13 protein-coding genes are annotated in these 17,972 nt (G+C 67.4%); 8 read left to right on the forward strand and 5 right to left on the reverse strand.

The window, feature by feature from the left end; all coding sequences use genetic code 11:
• Positions 1-252 precede the first annotated feature (252 nt).
• The gene (locus ACY0PA_RS32315; RefSeq protein ID WP_473081014.1) at positions 253-801 is read left to right on the forward strand and encodes a hypothetical protein; all 549 of its coding nucleotides are present in this window, start codon (positions 253-255) and stop codon (positions 799-801) included.
• Between the two features lie 903 nt (positions 802-1,704).
• On the opposite strand, the gene ACY0PA_RS32320 is transcribed toward ACY0PA_RS32315, so the two are convergent.
• Complete coding sequence (locus tag ACY0PA_RS32320; RefSeq protein ID WP_473081015.1) at positions 1,705-2,928, reverse strand: ISAs1 family transposase; 1,224 nt, start codon at positions 2,926-2,928, stop codon at positions 1,705-1,707.
• A gap of 654 nt (positions 2,929-3,582) precedes the next feature.
• Here ACY0PA_RS32320 and ACY0PA_RS32325 point away from each other — a divergent pair.
• The 3 genes from ACY0PA_RS32325 to ACY0PA_RS32335 all read left to right on the forward strand — a co-directional run bounded on the left by ACY0PA_RS32325 (position 3,583) and on the right by ACY0PA_RS32335 (position 6,578).
• Entirely contained in the window at positions 3,583-3,999 is a 417-nt protein-coding gene (locus ACY0PA_RS32325; RefSeq protein WP_473081016.1) for a hypothetical protein, read from the forward strand.
• Positions 4,000-4,071: 72 nt separating this feature from the next.
• Entirely contained in the window at positions 4,072-4,371 is a 300-nt protein-coding gene (locus ACY0PA_RS32330) for a barstar family protein (RefSeq protein WP_473081017.1), read from the forward strand.
• Between the two features lie 818 nt (positions 4,372-5,189).
• Positions 5,190-6,578 (forward strand): IS1380 family transposase, encoded by a 1,389-nt coding sequence (locus ACY0PA_RS32335; protein WP_473081018.1) that lies wholly within the window; start codon positions 5,190-5,192, stop codon positions 6,576-6,578.
• A gap of 569 nt (positions 6,579-7,147) precedes the next feature.
• Here ACY0PA_RS32335 and ACY0PA_RS32340 read toward each other — a convergent pair.
• Positions 7,148-8,311 carry a magnesium and cobalt transport protein CorA gene (locus tag ACY0PA_RS32340; RefSeq protein ID WP_473081019.1) on the reverse strand — a complete coding sequence of 388 codons (1,164 nt, stop codon included), beginning with the start codon at positions 8,309-8,311 and terminating at the stop codon, positions 7,148-7,150.
• 182 nt (positions 8,312-8,493) lie between these two features.
• Between ACY0PA_RS32340 and ACY0PA_RS32345 the strand changes: the two genes are divergently transcribed.
• Positions 8,494-9,642 carry a winged helix DNA-binding domain-containing protein gene (locus ACY0PA_RS32345; RefSeq protein ID WP_473081020.1) on the forward strand — a complete coding sequence of 383 codons (1,149 nt, stop codon included), beginning with the start codon at positions 8,494-8,496 and terminating at the stop codon, positions 9,640-9,642.
• Positions 9,643-9,740: 98 nt separating this feature from the next.
• Here ACY0PA_RS32345 and ACY0PA_RS32350 read toward each other — a convergent pair whose 3' ends face one another.
• Both ACY0PA_RS32350 and ACY0PA_RS32355 read right to left on the reverse strand, forming a co-directional pair.
• Positions 9,741-10,385, reverse strand: a complete 645-nt coding sequence (locus ACY0PA_RS32350) for a LysE family translocator (RefSeq protein WP_473081021.1) — start codon at positions 10,383-10,385, stop codon at positions 9,741-9,743.
• 91 nt (positions 10,386-10,476) lie between these two features.
• On the reverse strand, positions 10,477-11,430 hold the full coding sequence (locus ACY0PA_RS32355) for a helix-turn-helix transcriptional regulator (RefSeq protein ID WP_473081022.1): 954 nt from the start codon (positions 11,428-11,430) through the stop codon (positions 10,477-10,479).
• Between the two features lie 109 nt (positions 11,431-11,539).
• Here ACY0PA_RS32355 and ACY0PA_RS32360 point away from each other — a divergent pair, with 109 nt between their 5' ends.
• Both ACY0PA_RS32360 and ACY0PA_RS32365 read left to right on the forward strand, forming a co-directional pair.
• On the forward strand, positions 11,540-13,243 hold the full coding sequence (locus ACY0PA_RS32360; RefSeq protein WP_473081023.1) for an AMP-binding protein: 1,704 nt from the start codon (positions 11,540-11,542) through the stop codon (positions 13,241-13,243).
• Complete coding sequence (locus ACY0PA_RS32365; protein ID WP_473081024.1) at positions 13,240-14,886, forward strand: AMP-binding protein; 1,647 nt, start codon at positions 13,240-13,242, stop codon at positions 14,884-14,886. The genes ACY0PA_RS32360 and ACY0PA_RS32365 overlap by 4 nt, the downstream gene beginning before the upstream one ends.
• A 73-nt stretch (positions 14,887-14,959) precedes the next feature.
• Here ACY0PA_RS32365 and ACY0PA_RS32370 read toward each other — a convergent pair whose 3' ends face one another.
• A complete protein-coding gene (locus ACY0PA_RS32370; protein WP_473081025.1) occupies positions 14,960-15,760 on the reverse strand; it encodes a hypothetical protein in 801 nt (266 codons plus the stop codon).
• A 318-nt stretch (positions 15,761-16,078) separates the two neighbouring features.
• Between ACY0PA_RS32370 and gcl the strand changes: the two genes are divergently transcribed.
• A complete protein-coding gene (gene gcl / locus ACY0PA_RS32375; RefSeq protein WP_473081026.1) occupies positions 16,079-17,857 on the forward strand; it encodes a glyoxylate carboligase in 1,779 nt (592 codons plus the stop codon).
• Positions 17,858-17,972 lie beyond the last annotated feature (115 nt).

Below are 17,972 nucleotides of genomic sequence, written 5' to 3' on the forward strand. Positions count from 1 at the left end.
GAAGGTGGGCGCGGGCGCCGAACTCAATAGGCATTCACCAGAGGGCGTGCACTATTCTCTGAGCATCTTGACGAGGTATTCAATAATCCCAACTCTGTGGTGCGGGTTCAGGAGAATGGGCGCACCGTGAGGGAGGGTTTCTTGAAGGGGCCCGATGGAATGCTCAAGACGGAGACAATCTGGGACGGTAATAGATTGATCACTGGGCAGTTGTACGGATCTAATTCGAGATACCGAAAGTAGGTGGTGGTCGTGTCGATGTTCACGATCTCATTCGGTAGCAGTGCAATGGAGTGCTCGGTTTGGTCGAGTTCCGGAGAAGCGCGTGCCGGATTGTCCGCCGACCTGGGCATTGTTAACGAGTACGGATCCGGCTCAGGGCCCGTGTACGTCTTCTCGTCGGCAGATGATGCTGGGGCGGGTAGCCAGGGATCAGCTGTAGGGATTCAAATGGATTCAGAATTCGAGTCCCCGACGATCTTTGGTAGTGAATGGGGCGGGGCGCGCTGGATTGGTTGTAACTCGCACCTGTATCGAATCTCTCCCGGCATGGTCGTCGATCGTGAGATTAGTCTCGATTCGAGATTCGACAGCTTCAGGTATATTTCTCGCCTGGATAGGCTAATTGTTCTCTCCGAAGTCGGACTCTCCGCTGTGTGCAGCAGTGGCGAGATTGATTGGCGGGTCAATCTAGAGGTCGTCACCGATGTGCGCTGGGAGAGCGAAAGCGCGTTGATCTCCCAGATGGATAGCCCAGAAGTGTACGTGGACCTTCGAAATGGGTCTGTGACGTCTCCCTGACAGTCCTTCCGCCATTGAGTTTGCTGGCTGGCAGCGGATCCGTGGTGCTGAGCCTCGATCAACCGCGTGACGGTCGGGCTTTGGGCGGGGGAACGGAAAGAGGTGCCTGCTGACCTGGGCTCGTTGCCGGAGGGATAGCATGGGAGACGGTTTCATTCGGTGGTATCGTGAGTCGAGTAGTACGTCGATTTTCAGATATCAAGTGGAGCGTTTCGGCCAGTTTGGTGTAAGCCTAAAGAACCCGGGGGCGGGTGTTGTTGCAGCCATTAACGTCGATGGCGACGACGTTCCAATCACATGCGAGCAGCTTGAGTGGCTGCTCAGCCTAAGGCTGTCGCCCGTCACGATGAACTGGTGAATGTCGGCGGATAGTAATCTTGCAGCCGAATATAGCTATGAGCCGCTAGGCTGCGAGATTCAGACATTCTGGCTAGATGGGTTGACTCGTGAAGAAGTGAAAACTGTGGCTCGCGCGGTGGAGGCTACAGCTTCGCTTTCACCTACGCAGACGCGGGCTCTAGTTTTCGACTTTGACGGGGCTGCTGAGCCTGATAACTGGGATTCGCTCGCCCTGTATGGGGGCACTGCGATTCCAGCTTTGGGTGATTCATTGCTCCTGGGGAGTGACCTTGCCAACGTGATTCTAAATTCGACTGGGGTTTCAGGTGAAGAGATGGATAGCGGCTTGATTAGAATCTCTCGACTCTGAGGTCGGTGTACAGGAGTTATGCGAGCTAAGCCGCGATGACGTTTACGTTCGTCGCGGTGGTGATCGGCAGCAGCAGGGTTTCGAGTGCGTCGCAGATCGGTGGTATTTACGGCCCGTGTTCGCCGATGGGTCCCGCTCCCCTTTTCGCGCAAGGCTCGTCCCTTATGTGGGTGTGAGTCAGGCGTGATGCGTGCTCATGTGGTGAGACCGAGTTCGCGTAGGGCGTCGGCGGGGTGGTTGCGGTAGTGGTCGTGGGCGGCGGCGTGGTTCTTCCATCCGGCGAGGTGGGCGAGGCTGATCGCCAGGCTGCGGAAGGTCGCGAGGGCTCGGGGCAGGCTGCCGGTCCGGGCCCGGCAGGCGTCCTCGCCGAAGGTCACGTCCCTGACGAAGTGCTGGGCCTCGATGGCCCATTGGTCCCTCACGCACCGGGCGAGGGTGGCTGCACCGACGGTCGCGGCGGGTGCGGTGGTGATGCCGAGCTCGGAGACCGCGTGCGTCTTCCCGTCGCCGCGGCCGGTGGTGTACCGCTCGATGAGCAGGGCCTGGGTGGCGTGTGGGCAGTTGACCTGGCCGTCACCCAGTGGCTGGACGTGCACGAGCCGCGTCTCGTGGCGGCCGCTGTTGGTTTCCTCGGTGCGGACCGTGGTGACGCGGTCGTTGGTGGTCGCGTCCCAGTCGAGCGCGTCGAGCTGGGTGAAGAGGGTGGAGCGGTTTTCCTTGACCGGGAAGAGCCCGAAGGCGCCGCGCTGGTGCAGGTAGCGGGCGTGGCCGGCCACCGTGTGCAGGGCGTCGGCGGTGACGATCGCCCCGGTGATGTCGGCGATCAGGTCCAAAGCGGCGGTGAAGTGCACGGTCTCGTGGGGCTTGTGGCGCATCTCGCGCTGGGCGAGCATCACGCCGGGGTCGACCTGGTAGACGCCGAGCAGGTGCAGCTGCAGGCCCTCGGCGTCGCGGGCGCCGCGGACCGTCTTGCCGTCCGCGGCGAGCTGGAGAACAGGTGGGGCACCGGCGACCGTGGCGAGCGGGTCAGCCGTGTGGGCCTGCACGAACGTACCGATCGCGGCATCCAGGACGTCGGCGTCGACGCGGGCGAGGGTGCGGGTGAGCGTGGTGGACACCGGCAGTTGGGCGGGGTTGCCGTCGGGGACTTCGAGCGCGGCCAGGATGCCCGCGCCCTGGCCGTGGGCCCAGCGGATGACGCCGCGCACCGAACGGATGCCGCAGAGCAGGGCGCAGGCGACCACGCCGAGCAGCATCGGCAAGGGGTGGGTGATCAGGGGCGCAGCGCGCGGGTCGGGCACCGTGCGGACCGCTTCCAGGAGCGAGGGGAGCGCGTCGGGGGTGCACAACTCCTTGCCTTCTATGCCGAGTTGATCGGCGAGTTGACGGGAGATGGGCAGGGTCGGGCATGATGGCATGCGGGCGAGGCCTTCACGATCTTGCGAGTCAAATCACACGATCATGACGGGTCGCGCCCTTCATCGTTCCCCGGGCTCCCTGTCCAAGATCCGAGCATGCATCACGCCTGCCTCTCGACCTGGCAGAAAGTGCTGATCGGCATCGCCGGTGGCATTGGCCTGGTCGCAGCTGTTGGTCCTCTCGCGGCGGCCATCGGACCTGAAGTCGCGGTGGCCTGCTTGGATAATCCTGCAGGCCGTGCTGAATTGGTGTCGGACGTAGGGACCGGCGGCGCCGCTGGAGGCAGCTTGCCGTCTGGAGAGGCGGGCGTTGTCTCGAGGGCCGACTTTAATTCGGACTTGTCAGCGGCGCTACTCGAAGCATGTTCTGGGCGTGAAGGTAGGGAAGAAGGGGAAGCTGACGGTGATGCCGAAGGGGCCGGATATGCCTGAATTTCAAGGGCTGCAAGGGCGCCAGCGATACAGAGAGGCCGCCCGGAACTTTATGTCCGGAGATGGTCCCGCAGGATCTATCTCCCTGCCCAGCTCAAGTGGGGGGATGTTCAGGGTCGACCCTGATACCGGATACTTCGGATATATGAATTCGTCCGGCACGATTTCGACATTTTTCAGGCCGGATGGTGACCCTGCCGCCTACTTCTTGGAGCAGTTCTAATGGGTGCCGAAGAGGAAAGTTTCGTAGAGGTTTTCCAGCAGGCGATTCGCGCGAGCGGGTGGCGTAAATCCGCGCTTCCAGGCGAGATGCTTAATGCTTGGGATGAATTCGTGAGTGAATGTCTTGGTGGATATGAGGACGATTATTCCGAGTACTTGAACGACCTTTCAGTGCGAGACGCCCTGCAGGCGGCAGCGGACGATCCGAGGGTTGTTGAAGATCGGAGGTTTCTGTGGTTTTTGCGCGAAATCGACGAAACGGACAGGGGGTTCCGTGCCCTCATTGGAGGGGGGCCCGTTGTTTCTCCTGGTGAATTGCGCTGGTGGAGGGCGAGGATTCCTCCTTTCGGTGGTGCCGATTTCGTGACAGATGTTCGCGATCGATTCGGGGGTGACCTTGATTCGACAGCAGGCTGAGGTTGTTGACCGGGATTGGCGTACGTCACGAGTGACCACTGCGAGTCTTTCTGGTCGGATTCCCAGTTGGAAGTGGCGACAGTGATCATTGAAATCGACGGAGCTCAGGTAAGTTCTGTCGCCGAGTTCCACTCGAAGATGGCGGATGTGCTGGATCTGGGATCCTACTATCGGCCGAATCTGGCGGCACTGTGGGATATTCTTTCGGCGGATATCGAAAGGCCGGTAAAGCTCATTTGGAGGGAGTCCGATGCGAGCAGGAGGGCGATGGGCGATTCTAAATTCTCGTCGCTACGTGACGTCCTGTTGAGGGTTCAGGCACAAGATGAAGAATTCAATCTCGATGAACGCTTCGTCGTGCTATTCGAGTAGCGGTGAGGTCGGGGTGAAGAGCTCTTCACTGGCGGGTGCTATTTGCTCGGCTGGTTCGTGATAGATGGGCAATTCGGGAGCTCGACATTCATTCCGAACGTCCGGGGTGAAGTCGCCGAGCTGAACGTTCCTACCTTTATATGACTACAAGGTGAAGCTCGGTGGAGGGGTAGGGCGATGAGGGTTCGCTATCTGGGTGCGCCAGACACCCCTCCCAATCCGATTGACGGTAGGTATTACCTTACGCCGGGGCAGGAGTGCGTCGTACTTGAAGTCCATGTGCGGGTTGATGGGTCTTCGTCTTTGCGGATTGAGCACGCTCGTGGCGATCTCGCTGGCTTGTTCAGCGGTGAATTCTTTGAGCAGGTCTCCTGCGTAATCCCTTCCCTTTGGAGCGTGGAGCTCTATGCCCGAGGTGGGTTGAGTATGGGGCCGAAGGATTGGATTTCCGGGGACTTCTGGGAACGCATGATGGATCGCGACTCGGAAGCAGAGGAAGAGTTCACCGCAGTGCGTGACGCAATCAACTCAGAGGACCCAATCAGCCGCTATAGTCGATCATTCCTGACGGCCCATCGAGACACGTGGTGGGCCGTCTCCCCGGCAGTAGTGCGCTTGGCGGGCCCGCACCGTACTGGCAGTCCTTCACCTACGACCTGGTCGGCAACAGGAAGACCGAAACCGCACACAACGCTTCAGCCTGGATCCACGGCGTGACGGTCTGCCTGTGGATGGGAAATAGGAAGAGGTGCCTGCTGACCTGGGATGATGGGAGTTCCTACGCCCTCATCAGTCCCACGAAGCAAGGCACCTCTGAAGTGAAAGTTTCCCACAGGCCCGCGGAACTGTTCGCCGCGTTCGATGACCCGGACCTGATCGCGCATGCCGGGCTTGTCCCCACGATCCGGCTGGCCGAGCGGTGCGGCCTGCCCGCTCTGGTGGCCGAGAAGGTGAAGCTGACCGGTGCGAAAAACGGTGCCGGGACGGCCGCCGCCGCGAAGGCGCTGTCGATCGTGGGCGAGATGGTGGCCGGGGCGGACAGCATCGACGACCTGGACGTGCTGCTCCACGGCGGGCTGCCGCGCCTGTTCGGTGGGGTGCGTGCCCCGTCCACGCTGGGCAGTTTCCTGCGCGCCTTCGCCTGGGGTCATGTGCGCCAACTGGAGTCCGCGACACGGGCGTTCACCTGCCATCTCGCGGCACACACCGGCCTGATCCCGCCCGGTGACGAGGTGGTGTTCGTCGACATCGACTCCAAGGTCAAGCAGGTCTATGGGCCGGCTAAGCAGGGCGCCTCCTTCGGCTATAGCAAGCAGCGCGGCCTGCACTTCCAGATCGTCACGGTCAAGACCGCCACCTGTGCCCCGGTGATCGTGGCCACCCGGCTGCGCAAGGGTGCGGCCGGCTCGGGCAAGGGCGCCGCGTCGCTGTTGCGCGAAGCCCTGGCGACAGTGCGGGCGATAGGCATCACCGCGAAGATCCTCGTGCGGGCGGACTCCGCGTACTTCTTCCACAAGGTCGTGGCCGCGTGCCGGAGTGCGGGTGCGTACTTCTCGCTGGCCGTGGCGGTGAACAAGACGATCCGCGAGGCGAGCGCGGGCATCGACGAAGGCGCCTGGACGCCGATCAAGTACGCCGCCGCCGTCTGGGACGCCGAGGAGGAACTCTGGATCTCCGACGCGGAGATCACCGAGGTCGAGTTCACCGCGTTCGCCTCCAAGAAGAAGGCGTTCCACACCACCGCCCGGCTGATCGTGCGCCGCGTCAAGCGCCTGAACCCGAAGTCCGTGCCCGAGGGGCAGGCCGAGCTCTTCGGTGTCTGGCGTCACCATGTGGTCTTCACCGACAGCCGCTTCACGCTCGCCCAGGCCGAGCCCATGCACCGTGAACACGCCCAGGTGGAACAGGTCTTCGCGGATCTTGAGGACTCCGCGCTCGCGCACCTGCCCTCGGGAAAGTTCACCGCGAACGCGGCCTGGCTCACCCTCGCAGCCACCGCCTACAACATCACCCGAGCCGCCGGCCACCTCGCCTCCGTCTTCCACGCCAAGGCTCGCACCGGGACGATCCGCCGCCATCTGATCAACATCCCCGCCCGGATCGCCACAGGCGCCCGCCGCCTCACCCTCCACCTGCCCCAACGCTGGTGCTGGCAGGACGACTTCACCGACCTGTGGACGGCGACCGGACAGCGCATGCTCACCTGATCTCGTGATCACCCCGTCCGCCCACGACCCGAAAGACCTCGGAGACCCCGCACCGGACGGCCGCCCGGCGATCACCGCTGCCCGCACCCGAAGAAACAGATAGCGTGATCAACATTCACGCGGTGGATCCAGGTTCAAAGCGCGGCGACACTAAGTGTCCGCTCGCCTCCGTCTACCGGGGCAGCCTGCTCGGCTGAACGGGCAGTAGTGATCCGAGTCGGGCACCATCTGGGCGCTGGGATGTTTTGGTGGCGGCGCCGAGGCGATACGCGAATGTCACTGTCTGCGATATTCCGCAGGATCGGCGGACTCATCAGGCAGGACGTCGATTAGAGGGCTGTACGTGCCCACTATGGCACGCGCATGGCATGAGCTGCCTGCCGTTTCTCCCCGGATTCTCCCCAGCGCCCGTTGACCTCCAAAAATCCTGGTCAGGGGCTTGATGGAAGCAGGGAGAGGAGATCACTCGCATCACTTCTCCCCAGCCGCTCCCCACGGCGCCTCTTTGCTCAACCTTCGACCGATGCGAGAGTGAAGCGCGAAGGAGGGCTGGGTGCGCCGCGAGGGGTTCAAAGCCAGCCCCGCCGCTTGAAAATCAGGTACAGACTGACGCAAACAACCCCCATCAGGCCGATCGCGAAGGGGTATCCGAAGCTCCAGCCCAGCTCCGGCATGTTCTCAAAGTTCATGCCGTAGATAGTTCCCACCAGTGTGGGAGCAAACAGAATCGCCGCCCAGCTCGAAATCTTCTTGATTTCCTCGTTCTGTTCGAAGCCCGCCTCCGCCAGTGCCCGCATCTCCGCGTTCTGCTGCTGGGTGACCTGCGTCGCGTTCACCGTCAGGATGTCCGCGAGGGCCTGGCGGAAGCCGTCGACGCGTTCGCTGGTGTGCGTGACGTGGTCGGCCACGTCACGCAGGTAGCGCTGGAGTTCCTCGTCCGTGCCGTACTTGGCGAAGCCCGCCATCAAGGCGTGCAGCATGCCGACCAGGGGGCGGGTCGCGCGCTGGAACTCGACCATCTCGCGCGAGAGTTCGTAGATGCGCCGGGACACCTCGGGCGCGCCGGAGAAGACCTCGGTCTCGATCTCGTCGATATCCGTCTGGACGCCGGCGACGACCGGGGCGTAGCCGTCCACCACCGCGTCGAGAATCGCGTAGAGCACCGCCTCGGGGCCGAGTCTCAGCAGCTCGGGGGAGTCCTCCATGCGGCGGCGCACACCGGACAGCTCGGGTGCCGCGCCGTGCCGGACCGTGATGACGAAGTCCGCTCCGACGAACACGTGCAGCTCCCCGAACTCGACCTCCTCGGGTGCGTCCAGGTAGCGGGCGGCGCGCAGGACGACGAACAGCGTGTCCCCGTACCGCTCCAGCTTCGGCCGCTGATGCGCCTCCAGTGCGTCCTCGACCGCGAGCGGGTGCAGGTCGAATTCGCCTGCCAGGGAGAGGAGTTCGGACTCGGTCGGGCGGGCCAGACCGATCCATGCCATGCCGTCCTGCTGTTCGCGCAGCTCGCGGAACGTCTCGGCGAGCGTCGTGGGCGACGACACCCGTACCCCGTCCTGGTACAGCGCCGCCTGCACCACGCTGGCCGTCTCGGACGCGGGGTCCGTAGGTGTGGCGGACGGGAGCGGCGCGGTAGGGGGCTCGGGCGGGTTCACCGGCGACTGTCCCGCGGCGCGGCGCCACATGTACTTCTTCGGTTCGCCTCCGTGGCGGGTCCGCCGCTCTGCCATGTCTCCGCCTTGCGTGTCGAAACGGCTGTCACTTCGGCCACTGTGCAGGATATATGGCCCGAATACGGCCGGTGGCGGAGTGATCGTCAGGGGGCGGTCGGCAGGTCGGTGGGACGTGGGTGGTTGGCTGGGCGGTGGCTTGAGGCCAGTAGCTGTCCGCAAGTCCCGATAGCGTGCCGAGTGTGACCACCAAGCGGAGCACGGCCAAGGCAAGTGTGAGCAATACGGCGACGCCGACCCTGTCGGCCCGGGCCCTGGGGCGTGCCACCCTCGATCGTCAGTTCCTGCTGCGGCGCTCGCCGGTCCCCGTGAAGGCCGCCGTGGAACATCTGCTGGGGCTCCAGGCGCAGAACGTGAAGCCGCCCTACGGCGCGCTCGCCGCCCGGCTCGACGGCTTCGACCCCGCCGAGCTCTCCCGGCTCCTGGAGGACCGCGAGGTCGTCCGTATCGTCACCATGCGCTCGACCATCCACCTCCACAGCGCCGACGACTGCATGAGTCTGCGCCCCCTCGTCCAGCCCGCGCGTGAGCGGGAGTTGAAGATGTTCGCGAAGGGCCTGTCCGGCGTCGACCTCGACCGGCTCACCGCGCTCACCAAGGCGTACGTCGAGCAGGAGCCGCGTACCCCCAAGCAGATCAGGGAGCTGCTCCTCGCCGAGTGGCCCGACGCCGACCCCCTCGCCCTCACGATCGCCGCGCGCTGCCGGCTGCCGCTCGTGCAGACCACGCCGCGCGGCCTGTGGAAGCGCAGCGGCCAGGTCGCCCTGACCACCGCCGAGCACTGGCTCGACCGGGCTGCCGACCCGGCGCCCGCCCCGGACGGCACCGTCCTGCGCTATCTGGCCGCGTTCGGGCCCGCCTCGGTCAAGGACATGCAGCAGTGGGCGGGCCTGACCCGCATGAAGGAGGTCTTCGAGCGGCTGCGGCCGCAACTGGTCACCTTCCGCGACCCGCACGGCGTCGAGCTCTTCGACCTGCCCGACGCCCCCCGCCCCGACGAGGACACCCCCGCCCCGCCGCGACTCCTCCCCGAGTTCGACAACCTGCTGCTCTCGCACGCCGACCGCACCCGCCTCGTGCCGCTCGCGTACAAGGACCGCACCTGGAAGGCGAACATGTCCTATCCAGCCTTCCTCGTCGACGGCATGCTCGCCGGGCTCTGGAAGCTCGACGAGGCCAAGGACGCCTGCGCCACGCTCACCCTCCAGCCCTTCGCGAAGCTCACCTCGGGGCAGCGCGACGCCCTCACGGACGAGGCGGAGACCACCGCGCGCACGCTGGAGGTCAAGGGCCCGTGCGACATCCGCTTCGGGACCGTACGGCCGGAGTAGTGGCAGTCACCGTGCGGCCTGAGTGGTGGCAGTCGCCGTACGGCTGGAGTAGTGGCAGACCGTACGGCCGGAGTAGCGGCAGTCGGAGCGCGCCGGGATCAGTCCGCGCGGCCCGTCGCAGCGACTGTCACTCCCAGGCCGATCATCGCGAAGCCTCCCGTGCCGCCGATCAGCGACAGGCGGCGGTCGGACCGGGCGAACCACGTACGCGCGGCGGACGCCGTCAGGCCCCACAGCGTGTCCGTGACCAGGCCGATCGAGATCGGGATCAGCCCCAACAGGAGCATCTGCGCAGGCACTTGACCGGCCGAGTGGTCCACGAACTGGGGCAGAACCGCCGCGAAGAAGACGACGCCCTTGGGGTTGGTCACCCCGACGAGCGCGCCGTCCGCGACCGTGCGCAGATCCCCGCGCGGCGGGCCCTGCGGCCCCCGGATGTCCTCGGCCCGCATCTCTCGGCGATGCCGGAACGCCTGCACGCCGAGGAAGACCAGATACGCGGCTCCCGCCAGCTTCACCGCCATGAACACCGCTGCCGAGCGCTCCACCAGGGAACCGATCCCGAGCGCCACGCCCACCACGAGCACGTACGAGCCGATGACATTGCCGAGCGCCGTCGCGACCGCCGTCCGCCGGCCGTGCGCGAGCGCGCGCCCGATCACGAACAGCACGCTCGGGCCAGGGATCACGATCACAAGGAGCGACATCGCCGCGAACGCCAGATACCGGTCGGTGGACACCATGTTCCCCAGCATGTCCCTCAACCCCCTTCGTCGTCCACGGACCGCATGAGGAATTGTTCCTGCCCGAGGCGCGGGCCGCCCGAGGCGGCAGCTATGGCAGCAGCCCCGCCCTCCGTGCCGCCACCACCGCCTCCAGGCGCGTGTGCGCGCCCAACTTCCGCATGGCCGCCCGCAGATAGCCCTTCACGGTCTCGGGCCGCAGGCCGAGGCGTTCGGCCGTGGTCGCGTTTGTCGCGCCGGTGGCCACGCACGCGAGGACGTCCACCTCGCGCGGCGCGAGCCCCACGTCCCGCACGCGCGGCGGAGCCGTCGCCGAGGCGAGCCGCCCGCACACCGCGAGGAGTTCCTCGCGCAGTGCCGGATCCACGACGCGAGGCGCGAGCGCCCGCAGCGCGCCGTGCGCCTCCCGCACCTCCTCCCACGCCGCCGCGCCGGCCGCCGCGCCGGCCGCCGCGCCGGTCGCCGAGCTGGTCGCCGCAGCCGCCGAGCCGGCCAACGCGCCGGCCACCGAACCGGCCACCCCACCAGCCCGCGAGCCGGAGGCCCCCGCTCCGCCCACCGCCGCCAGTAGCGCCCGCGCCTCGTCCCGTATCACCAAGGCCTGTTCCACGTCGCGCGCCGCCGCGACCGCCTCGCCCAGCGTGCGGTCGCCCAGTGGCTGGGCGGTGCGCAGCGCCCCGTAGAGGACGCCCCGTACCCGGCGGCGCACGACGACGGGGATCGCGAGGACCGAGAGCAGGCCCTCGGCCGCGACGGCCGCGTCGTACTCGTGGCTGATGTGCCGCGAGACCGGGTAGTCCGTGACGGCGCAGGGCCGGGACAGGGCGAGCGCCTTGCCGCCCAGGCCGTTGCCCGTCGCGATGGCGAGGCCGCGGAGCGCTCCCGTCACCGCGCCGCTCAGTTCACCGATGCGCACCGAACCGGTGCCGCCCGTCACGGTGCCGCCCGTCATGAGTCCGCCGAACGCGACGGGCAGTCCCGTGCCCCGCCGCAGCCGCACCAGAGCGGCACGCATCTCCACCGCGTCGGTCCCGTCTGCGCTCACTCGCCGTGTCCCTCCAGGGAGCGGTTCGTACACCACCCCCGTCCGGGGGTGGTGAGATCTGCGTCAGGGATTACACGATGGCATGCACGGTCCGCAATGAGGAGGACACATGACGACGGTGACCAGCGGTACGGATCCGAGTCCGACCGAACAGTTCCGCACGGCGAGGGACTTCCTGCTGCGGAACGCGGACGACTACACCACCGCGTACGAGGGCTTCGCCTGGCCGCGCCCCGAGCGGTTCAACTGGGCCCTCGACTGGTTCGACGTCATCGCCGACGGCAACGGGAAGACGGCCCTGCACATCGTCGAGGAGGACGGCCGCGAGGGCCGCTTCACCTTCGACGAGCTGCGCCGCCGCTCGAACCGCGTCGCCAACTGGCTGCGCGGCCAGGGCGTCCGCGCGGGCGACCGGGTCCTCCTGATGCTCGGCAACCAGGTCGAGCTGTGGGAGATCATGCTCGCCGCGATGAAGCTGCGGGCCGTCGTCATCCCCGCGACACCGCTGCTCGGCCCCGCCGACCTGCGCGACCGCGTGGACCGCGGCCGGGCTCGGCACGTCATCGTGCGCCCCGAGGACGTCGAGAAGTTCACCGAGGTCCCCGGCGACTTCACCCGAACCGTGGTCGGCGCGAGCGGCACTCCGGAAAACGGCTGGCTCTCGTACGAGGAAGCCGACGACGCCTCCGAGACCTTCGAGCCCGACGGCGTCACGTCGGCCGAGGACCCGCTCCTCCTGTACTTCACCTCCGGCACGACCGCCCGGCCCAAGCTCGTCGAGCACACCCATGTGTCGTATCCCGTGGGGCACTTGGCGACCATGTTCTGGATCGGGCTGCGTCCCGGAGACGTCCATCTGAACATCTCGTCGCCCGGCTGGGCCAAGCACGCCTGGTCGAACTTCTTCGCGCCGTGGAACGCGGAGGCGACCGTCTTCCTCTACAACTACACGCGCTTCGACGCGGGCCGGCTCATGGAGGTCATGGAGCGCGCGGGCGTCACGTCCTTCTGCGCCCCGCCCACTGTGTGGCGCATGCTCATCCAGGCCGACCTGACGCAGCTCGCGACGCCGCCGCGCGCGGTCGTCGCCGCGGGTGAGCCGCTGAACCCCGAGGTCATCGAGCAGGTGCGGCGCGCCTGGGGCGTCACCATACGGGACGGGTTCGGCCAGACGGAGACCGCCGTGCAGGTCTCCAACAGCCCCGGTCAGGAGCTGAAGACCGGCTCCATGGGCCGCCCCAGCCCCGGCTACAAGGTCGAGCTGCTCGACCCGGTCACCGGCCAACCGGGCGCGCAGGAGGGCGAGATCAGCCTCGACCTGTCCGCACGCCCCGTCGGCCTCATGGTCGGCTACCACGGCGACCCCGAGCGCACGGCCGAGGCGATGGCGGGCGGTTACTACCGCACCGGCGACATCGGCTCGCGCGACGCCGACGGCTACCTCACGTACGTCGGCCGCTCGGACGACGTCTTCAAGGCCTCCGACTACAAGATCAGTCCGTTCGAGCTGGAGAGCGCGCTCCTGGAGCACGAGGCGGTCGCCGAGGCGGCCGTCGTGCCCGCCCCCGATGAGCTGCGGCTCGCCGTCCCGAAGGCGTACGTCGTCCTCGCCGAGGGGTACGAACCCGGGCCCGGCACGGCGAAGCTGCTGTTCGAGCACTCGCGGGACGTGCTCGCGCCGTACAAGCGCCTGCGGCGCCTGGAGTTCGCCGAGCTGCCCAAGACGGTCTCCGGCAAGATCCGCCGGATCGAACTGCGCGAGCGCACGGCGCGAGGTTCCACGGCCGAGTACCGCGAGGAGGACTTCCGGTGACGAACGAACCCCGCACGACGACCCAGCCCACGCCCCTCTCCTACGCGCACGGGACGGACCCCGCGCCGCTCCTCGGCGACACCATCGGCCGCAACCTCGACCGGGCCGTGGCCGCGTACCCCGACCGTGACGCACTGGTCGACGTGCCGTCCGGGCGCCGCTGGACCTACGCTCAATTCGGCGCGGACGTCGACGAGTTGGCACGCGGGCTGCTTGCCAGAGGTGTGCTCAAGGGGGACCGGGTCGGGATCTGGGCGGTCAACTGCCCCGAGTGGGTCCTCGTGCAGTACGCGACCGCGCGCATCGGCGCGGTCATGGTGAACATCAACCCCGCATACCGCGCCCACGAGTTGGAGTTCGTGCTCAAGCAGGCGGGCGTCTCCCTCCTCGTCGCCTCGACCGAACACAAGGGCAGCGACTACCGGGCGCTCGTCCGGCAGGTGCGGGAGCGGTGCCCGGAGCTGCGCGAGACGGTCTTCATCGGTGACCCCGGATGGGACGCCCTGACGGCGGGTGCTGCTGCGGTGACTGGCGATCAACTCGATGCCAGGCAGGCCGAGTTGAGTTGTGACGATCCGGTCAACATCCAGTACACCTCGGGCACGACCGGCTTCCCGAAGGGCGCCACGCTCTCCCACCACAACATCCTCAACAACGGATTCTGGGTGGGCGAGACGGTCGGCTACACCGAGCAGGACCGGGTCTGCCTGCCTGTGCCCTTCTATCATTGCTTCGGGATGGTCATGGGCAACCTGGGCGCAACGTCCCACGGTGCCTGCATCGTCATCCCCGCCCCGTCCTTCGACCCCGTCGCCACGCTCCACGCGGTCGAGCGCGAGCGGTGCACGTCGCTGTACGGCGTCCCGACCATGTTCATCGCCGAGCTGAACCTCGCCGACTTCGCGACGTACGACCTGTCGTCGCTGCGGACCGGCATCATGGCGGGCTCGCCGTGTCCCGTGGAGGTCATGAAGCGGGTCGTCGCCGAGATGCACATGGCGGAGGTCTCCATCTGCTACGGCATGACCGAGACCTCGCCCGTCTCCACGCAGACCCGCCGCGACGACGACCTGGAGCGCCGCACCGGCACGGTCGGCCGCGTCCTGCCGCACATCGAGGTCAAGGTCGTCGACCCGGTCAGCGGCGTGACGCTCCGGCGCGGCGAGCCGGGGGAGCTGTGCACGCGCGGCTACAGCGTGATGCTCGGCTACTGGGACGAGCCGGAGAAGACGGCCGAGGTCATCGACCCGGGACGGTGGATGCACACCGGCGACCTCGCGGTCCTGCGCGAGGACGGCTACGTCCAGATCGTCGGCCGCATCAAGGACATGATCATCAGGGGCGGCGAGAACGTCTACCCGCGCGAGATCGAGGAGTTCCTCTACGCCCACCCGAAGATCGCGGACGTCCAGGTCGTGGGCGTGCCCGACGAGCGGTACGGGGAGGAGGTCCTGGCCTGCGTGATCCTCCGTGACCCGCAGGACACGCTCACCCTGGAGGAGCTCCGCGCGTACTGCCGCGACCAGCTGGCCCACTACAAGACGCCGGCCCGGCTGCGCATCCTCGACGCGTTCCCGATGACGGTGAGCGGCAAGGTCCGCAAGATCGAGCTGCGGGAGGGGTACGGGGCCGACGCCGGCTGAGGCGTACGACTTGTTCCGCGGGGCCTCATCCGGGCGCGATCAGCCCGGGTGGGGCCCTCCCGATAGTTCCGGTCTACGCCCCGGCCGCTATCAGTTCGTCCGCCGGGTTGTTGACCGGCTGGGGCATGCCCGCCAGGTCGAGGACGAAGAGCGGGACGTCGAGTTCGTCGGCGCGGGTGCGCGCGTCCTCGTCGTAGCCCGCGAGTGAGAAGTAGACGCAGACCGCCGACTCCGTCATGCCGGTCAGCCACAGGCACTCCACGTCCCGCAGGGTGGCGGGCCGTACCGACGGCTCGACCTGGGCGACGACGCCGCGCGCCGCGAGGCCGACGCCGGACGAGGGGCGCTGGTCGGCGTGGCGGATGTCCCGGTAGCCGAGCCAGCGCAGATAGAGGGCGACGGCGGTCACCGCGTCGCGCGCCGTGCGGATGGCCACCGGCCGGAACGCGGGGCGCGGGACGGGAGCCGTGGGCGGCAGCGGAATGTGGGCGGGGCCCGGCCGCGTAGGACCGGCCTGATCCGGACCGTCCGTCGTGGGCGGGTCCGCGGGCCCCGGCCAGGTCGCGCCGCCCGCCACGTCGGAGTCCGGCGACGCGTCATGGCTCGGCGCCGGGTCGCCCTCGACCGGGATCCGCAGCACCGTGCCGCATGCGCAGCCGACCTCCGGGCGCGGCCACCGGTCCCGGCGCCCGCAGGCGGCGCACCGCACGGTCACCCAGTCGTCGAGCCAGGTGCGGTGCGTGACCGGCTGCGCGGGCGCCCCGCGCCGCAGCGGCGGCACGACGGGCGCGCCGCACGAGCACGGGTAGGCCGGTGGCGCATACACCTGTTCACGCCGGCAGGCGGGGCACCGCACCGGCACGTTCTGAGCCATGACCCACTCCCGGCATCCGCCCGGGGCTCCGCACCCGGGCTCACGTGATGGCTTCCCGCCCTCGGGGCCCATCGTCCTCCAAACCCCCGGCCGCGGCAGGCAGTCGGGCGAGATCCCTCCGGATCCGTCGACGAGAGGCCGTCCCTTGACGGTCGGGAGGCCGCCGCCTACATTGCTTCCATATAGCAGAACCTGGTTTCCGCAATGTGGAAATTAGAAGCTGAAGACAGTACGAAGACAGCACGGACTCACAGCTCGCCGCGGGGCGCGACGGGAGCGCGAATCCGACAGCCGAAGCAGGAGAACTCAATGGCTCGTATGACCGCTGCCAGCGCGGCAGTTGAGATCCTCAAGCGCGAAGGCGTCACGAACGCGTTCGGCGTGCCGGGTGCCGCCATCAACCCCTTCTACAAGTCCCTCAAGGAGGTCGGCGGCATCAGCCACACGCTGGCCCGCCACGTCGAGGGCGCCTCGCACATGGCCGAGGGCTACACCCGTACGAACCCGGGTAACATCGGGGTCTGCATCGGTACGTCGGGCCCGGCCGGCACCGACATGATCACCGGCCTCTACTCGGCCACCGGTGACTCCATCCCGATCCTGTGCATCACGGGCCAGGCGCCCAGCCACCTCCTGCACAAGGAGGACTTCCAGGCCGTCGACATCGCCTCGATCGCGAAGCCCGTCACCAAGATGGCCGTCACGGTCCTCGAAGCGGCCCAGGTGCCCGGCGTCTTCCAGCAGGCGTTCCACCTGATGCGCTCCGGCCGTCCGGGCCCGGTCCTCATCGACCTGCCGATCGACGTCCAGCAGACCGAGATCGACTTCGACCCGGAGACGTACGAGCCGCTGCCCGTCTACAAGCCGGCCGCGACCCGCGCCCAGATCGAGAAGGCGATCTCCTTCCTCCTGGAGTCCGAGCGCCCGCTGATCGTCGCCGGCGGCGGCATCATCAACGCGGACGCCTGCGACCTCCTGGTCGAGTTCGCCGAGATCACGAACACGCCGGTCGTCCCGACCCTCATGGGCTGGGGCACCATCCCGGACGACCACGACCTGAACGCGGGCATGGTCGGCCAGCAGACGGGCCACCGCTACGGCAACGCCACGTTCCTGGAGTCGGACTTCGTCCTCGGCATCGGCAACCGCTGGGCCAACCGTCACACCGGCTACAAGCTGGACGTGTACCGCGAGGGCCGCACGTTCGTCCACGTCGACATCGAGCCGACCCAGATCGGCAAGATCTTCGCCCCGGACTACGGGATCGCCTCCGACGCCAAGGCCGCCCTCGAGCTGTTCGTCGAGGTCGCGCGCGAGCTCAAGGCCGCGGGCAGGCTCCCCGACCGTTCCGCGTGGGTCGCCTCCCACCTGGAGCGCAAGGGCACGCTGCACCGCCGCACGCACTTCGACAACGTGCCGATGAAGCCCCAGCGCGTCTACGAGGAGATGAACAAGGCGTTCGGGCCCGACACCCGTTACGTCACCACCATCGGCCTCTCCCAGATCGCCGGCGCGCAGATGCTGCACGTCTACAAGCCGCGCCACTGGATCAACTGCGGCCAGGCCGGCCCGCTCGGCTGGACCATCCCGGCCGCGCTCGGTGTCGCCACCGCCGACCCGGAGACCCAGGTCGTCGCGCTCTCGGGCGACTACGACTTCCAGTTCATGATCGAGGAGCTGGCGGTCGGCGCGCAGCACCGCATCCCGTACGTCCACGTCCTGGTCAACAACGCCTACCTCGGCCTGATCCGCCAGGCGCAGATCGGTCTCGACATCAACTTCCAGGTCAACCTGGAGTTCGAGAACCAGAACAGCCCCGAGCTCGGCGTCTACGGCGTCGACCACGTCAAGGTCGCCGAGGGCCTCGGCTGCAAGGCGATCCGCGTCACCGAGCCCGACCAGCTCCTGCCGGCCTTCGAGGAGGCCAAGAAGCTCGCCGCGCAGTACCGCGTGCCGGTCGTCGTCGAGGCGATCCTGGAGCGCATCACGAACATCTCGATGAGCCCGACGGCCGACATCAGCGCCGTCAAGGAGTTCGAGGAGCTCGCGACCGAGCCCGGCCACGCGCCGACCGCGATCCGGCCGCTGACGGCCTGATCAGGCGCCTGCCGGCCGAACTGGGGGCGGTCCACCCGATGGGGGTGGACCGCCCCTTCGGCGTGGCGGCGCGCGTCACGTATGACACCGGGCCGACACCCATTCCACATCGGCT

Source organism: Streptomyces sp. DS1-CR2, assembly GCF_055760475.1.

Excerpts from the sequence above, each read along its gene's own strand:
- ACY0PA_RS32320 (WP_473081015.1), bottom strand. The coding sequence starts at position 2,928 with ATGCCATCATGCCCGACCCTGCCCATCTCCCGTCAACTCGCCGATCAA.
- ACY0PA_RS32325 (WP_473081016.1), top strand. The coding sequence starts at position 3,583 with ATGGGTGCCGAAGAGGAAAGTTTCGTAGAGGTTTTCCAGCAGGCGATT.
- ACY0PA_RS32340 (WP_473081019.1), bottom strand. The coding sequence starts at position 8,311 with ATGGCAGAGCGGCGGACCCGCCACGGAGGCGAACCGAAGAAGTACATG.
- ACY0PA_RS32350 (WP_473081021.1), bottom strand. The coding sequence starts at position 10,385 with ATGGTGTCCACCGACCGGTATCTGGCGTTCGCGGCGATGTCGCTCCTT.
- ACY0PA_RS32360 (WP_473081023.1), top strand. The coding sequence starts at position 11,540 with ATGACGACGGTGACCAGCGGTACGGATCCGAGTCCGACCGAACAGTTC.
- ACY0PA_RS32370 (WP_473081025.1), bottom strand. The coding sequence starts at position 15,760 with ATGGCTCAGAACGTGCCGGTGCGGTGCCCCGCCTGCCGGCGTGAACAG.
- gcl (WP_473081026.1), top strand. The coding sequence starts at position 16,079 with ATGACCGCTGCCAGCGCGGCAGTTGAGATCCTCAAGCGCGAAGGCGTC.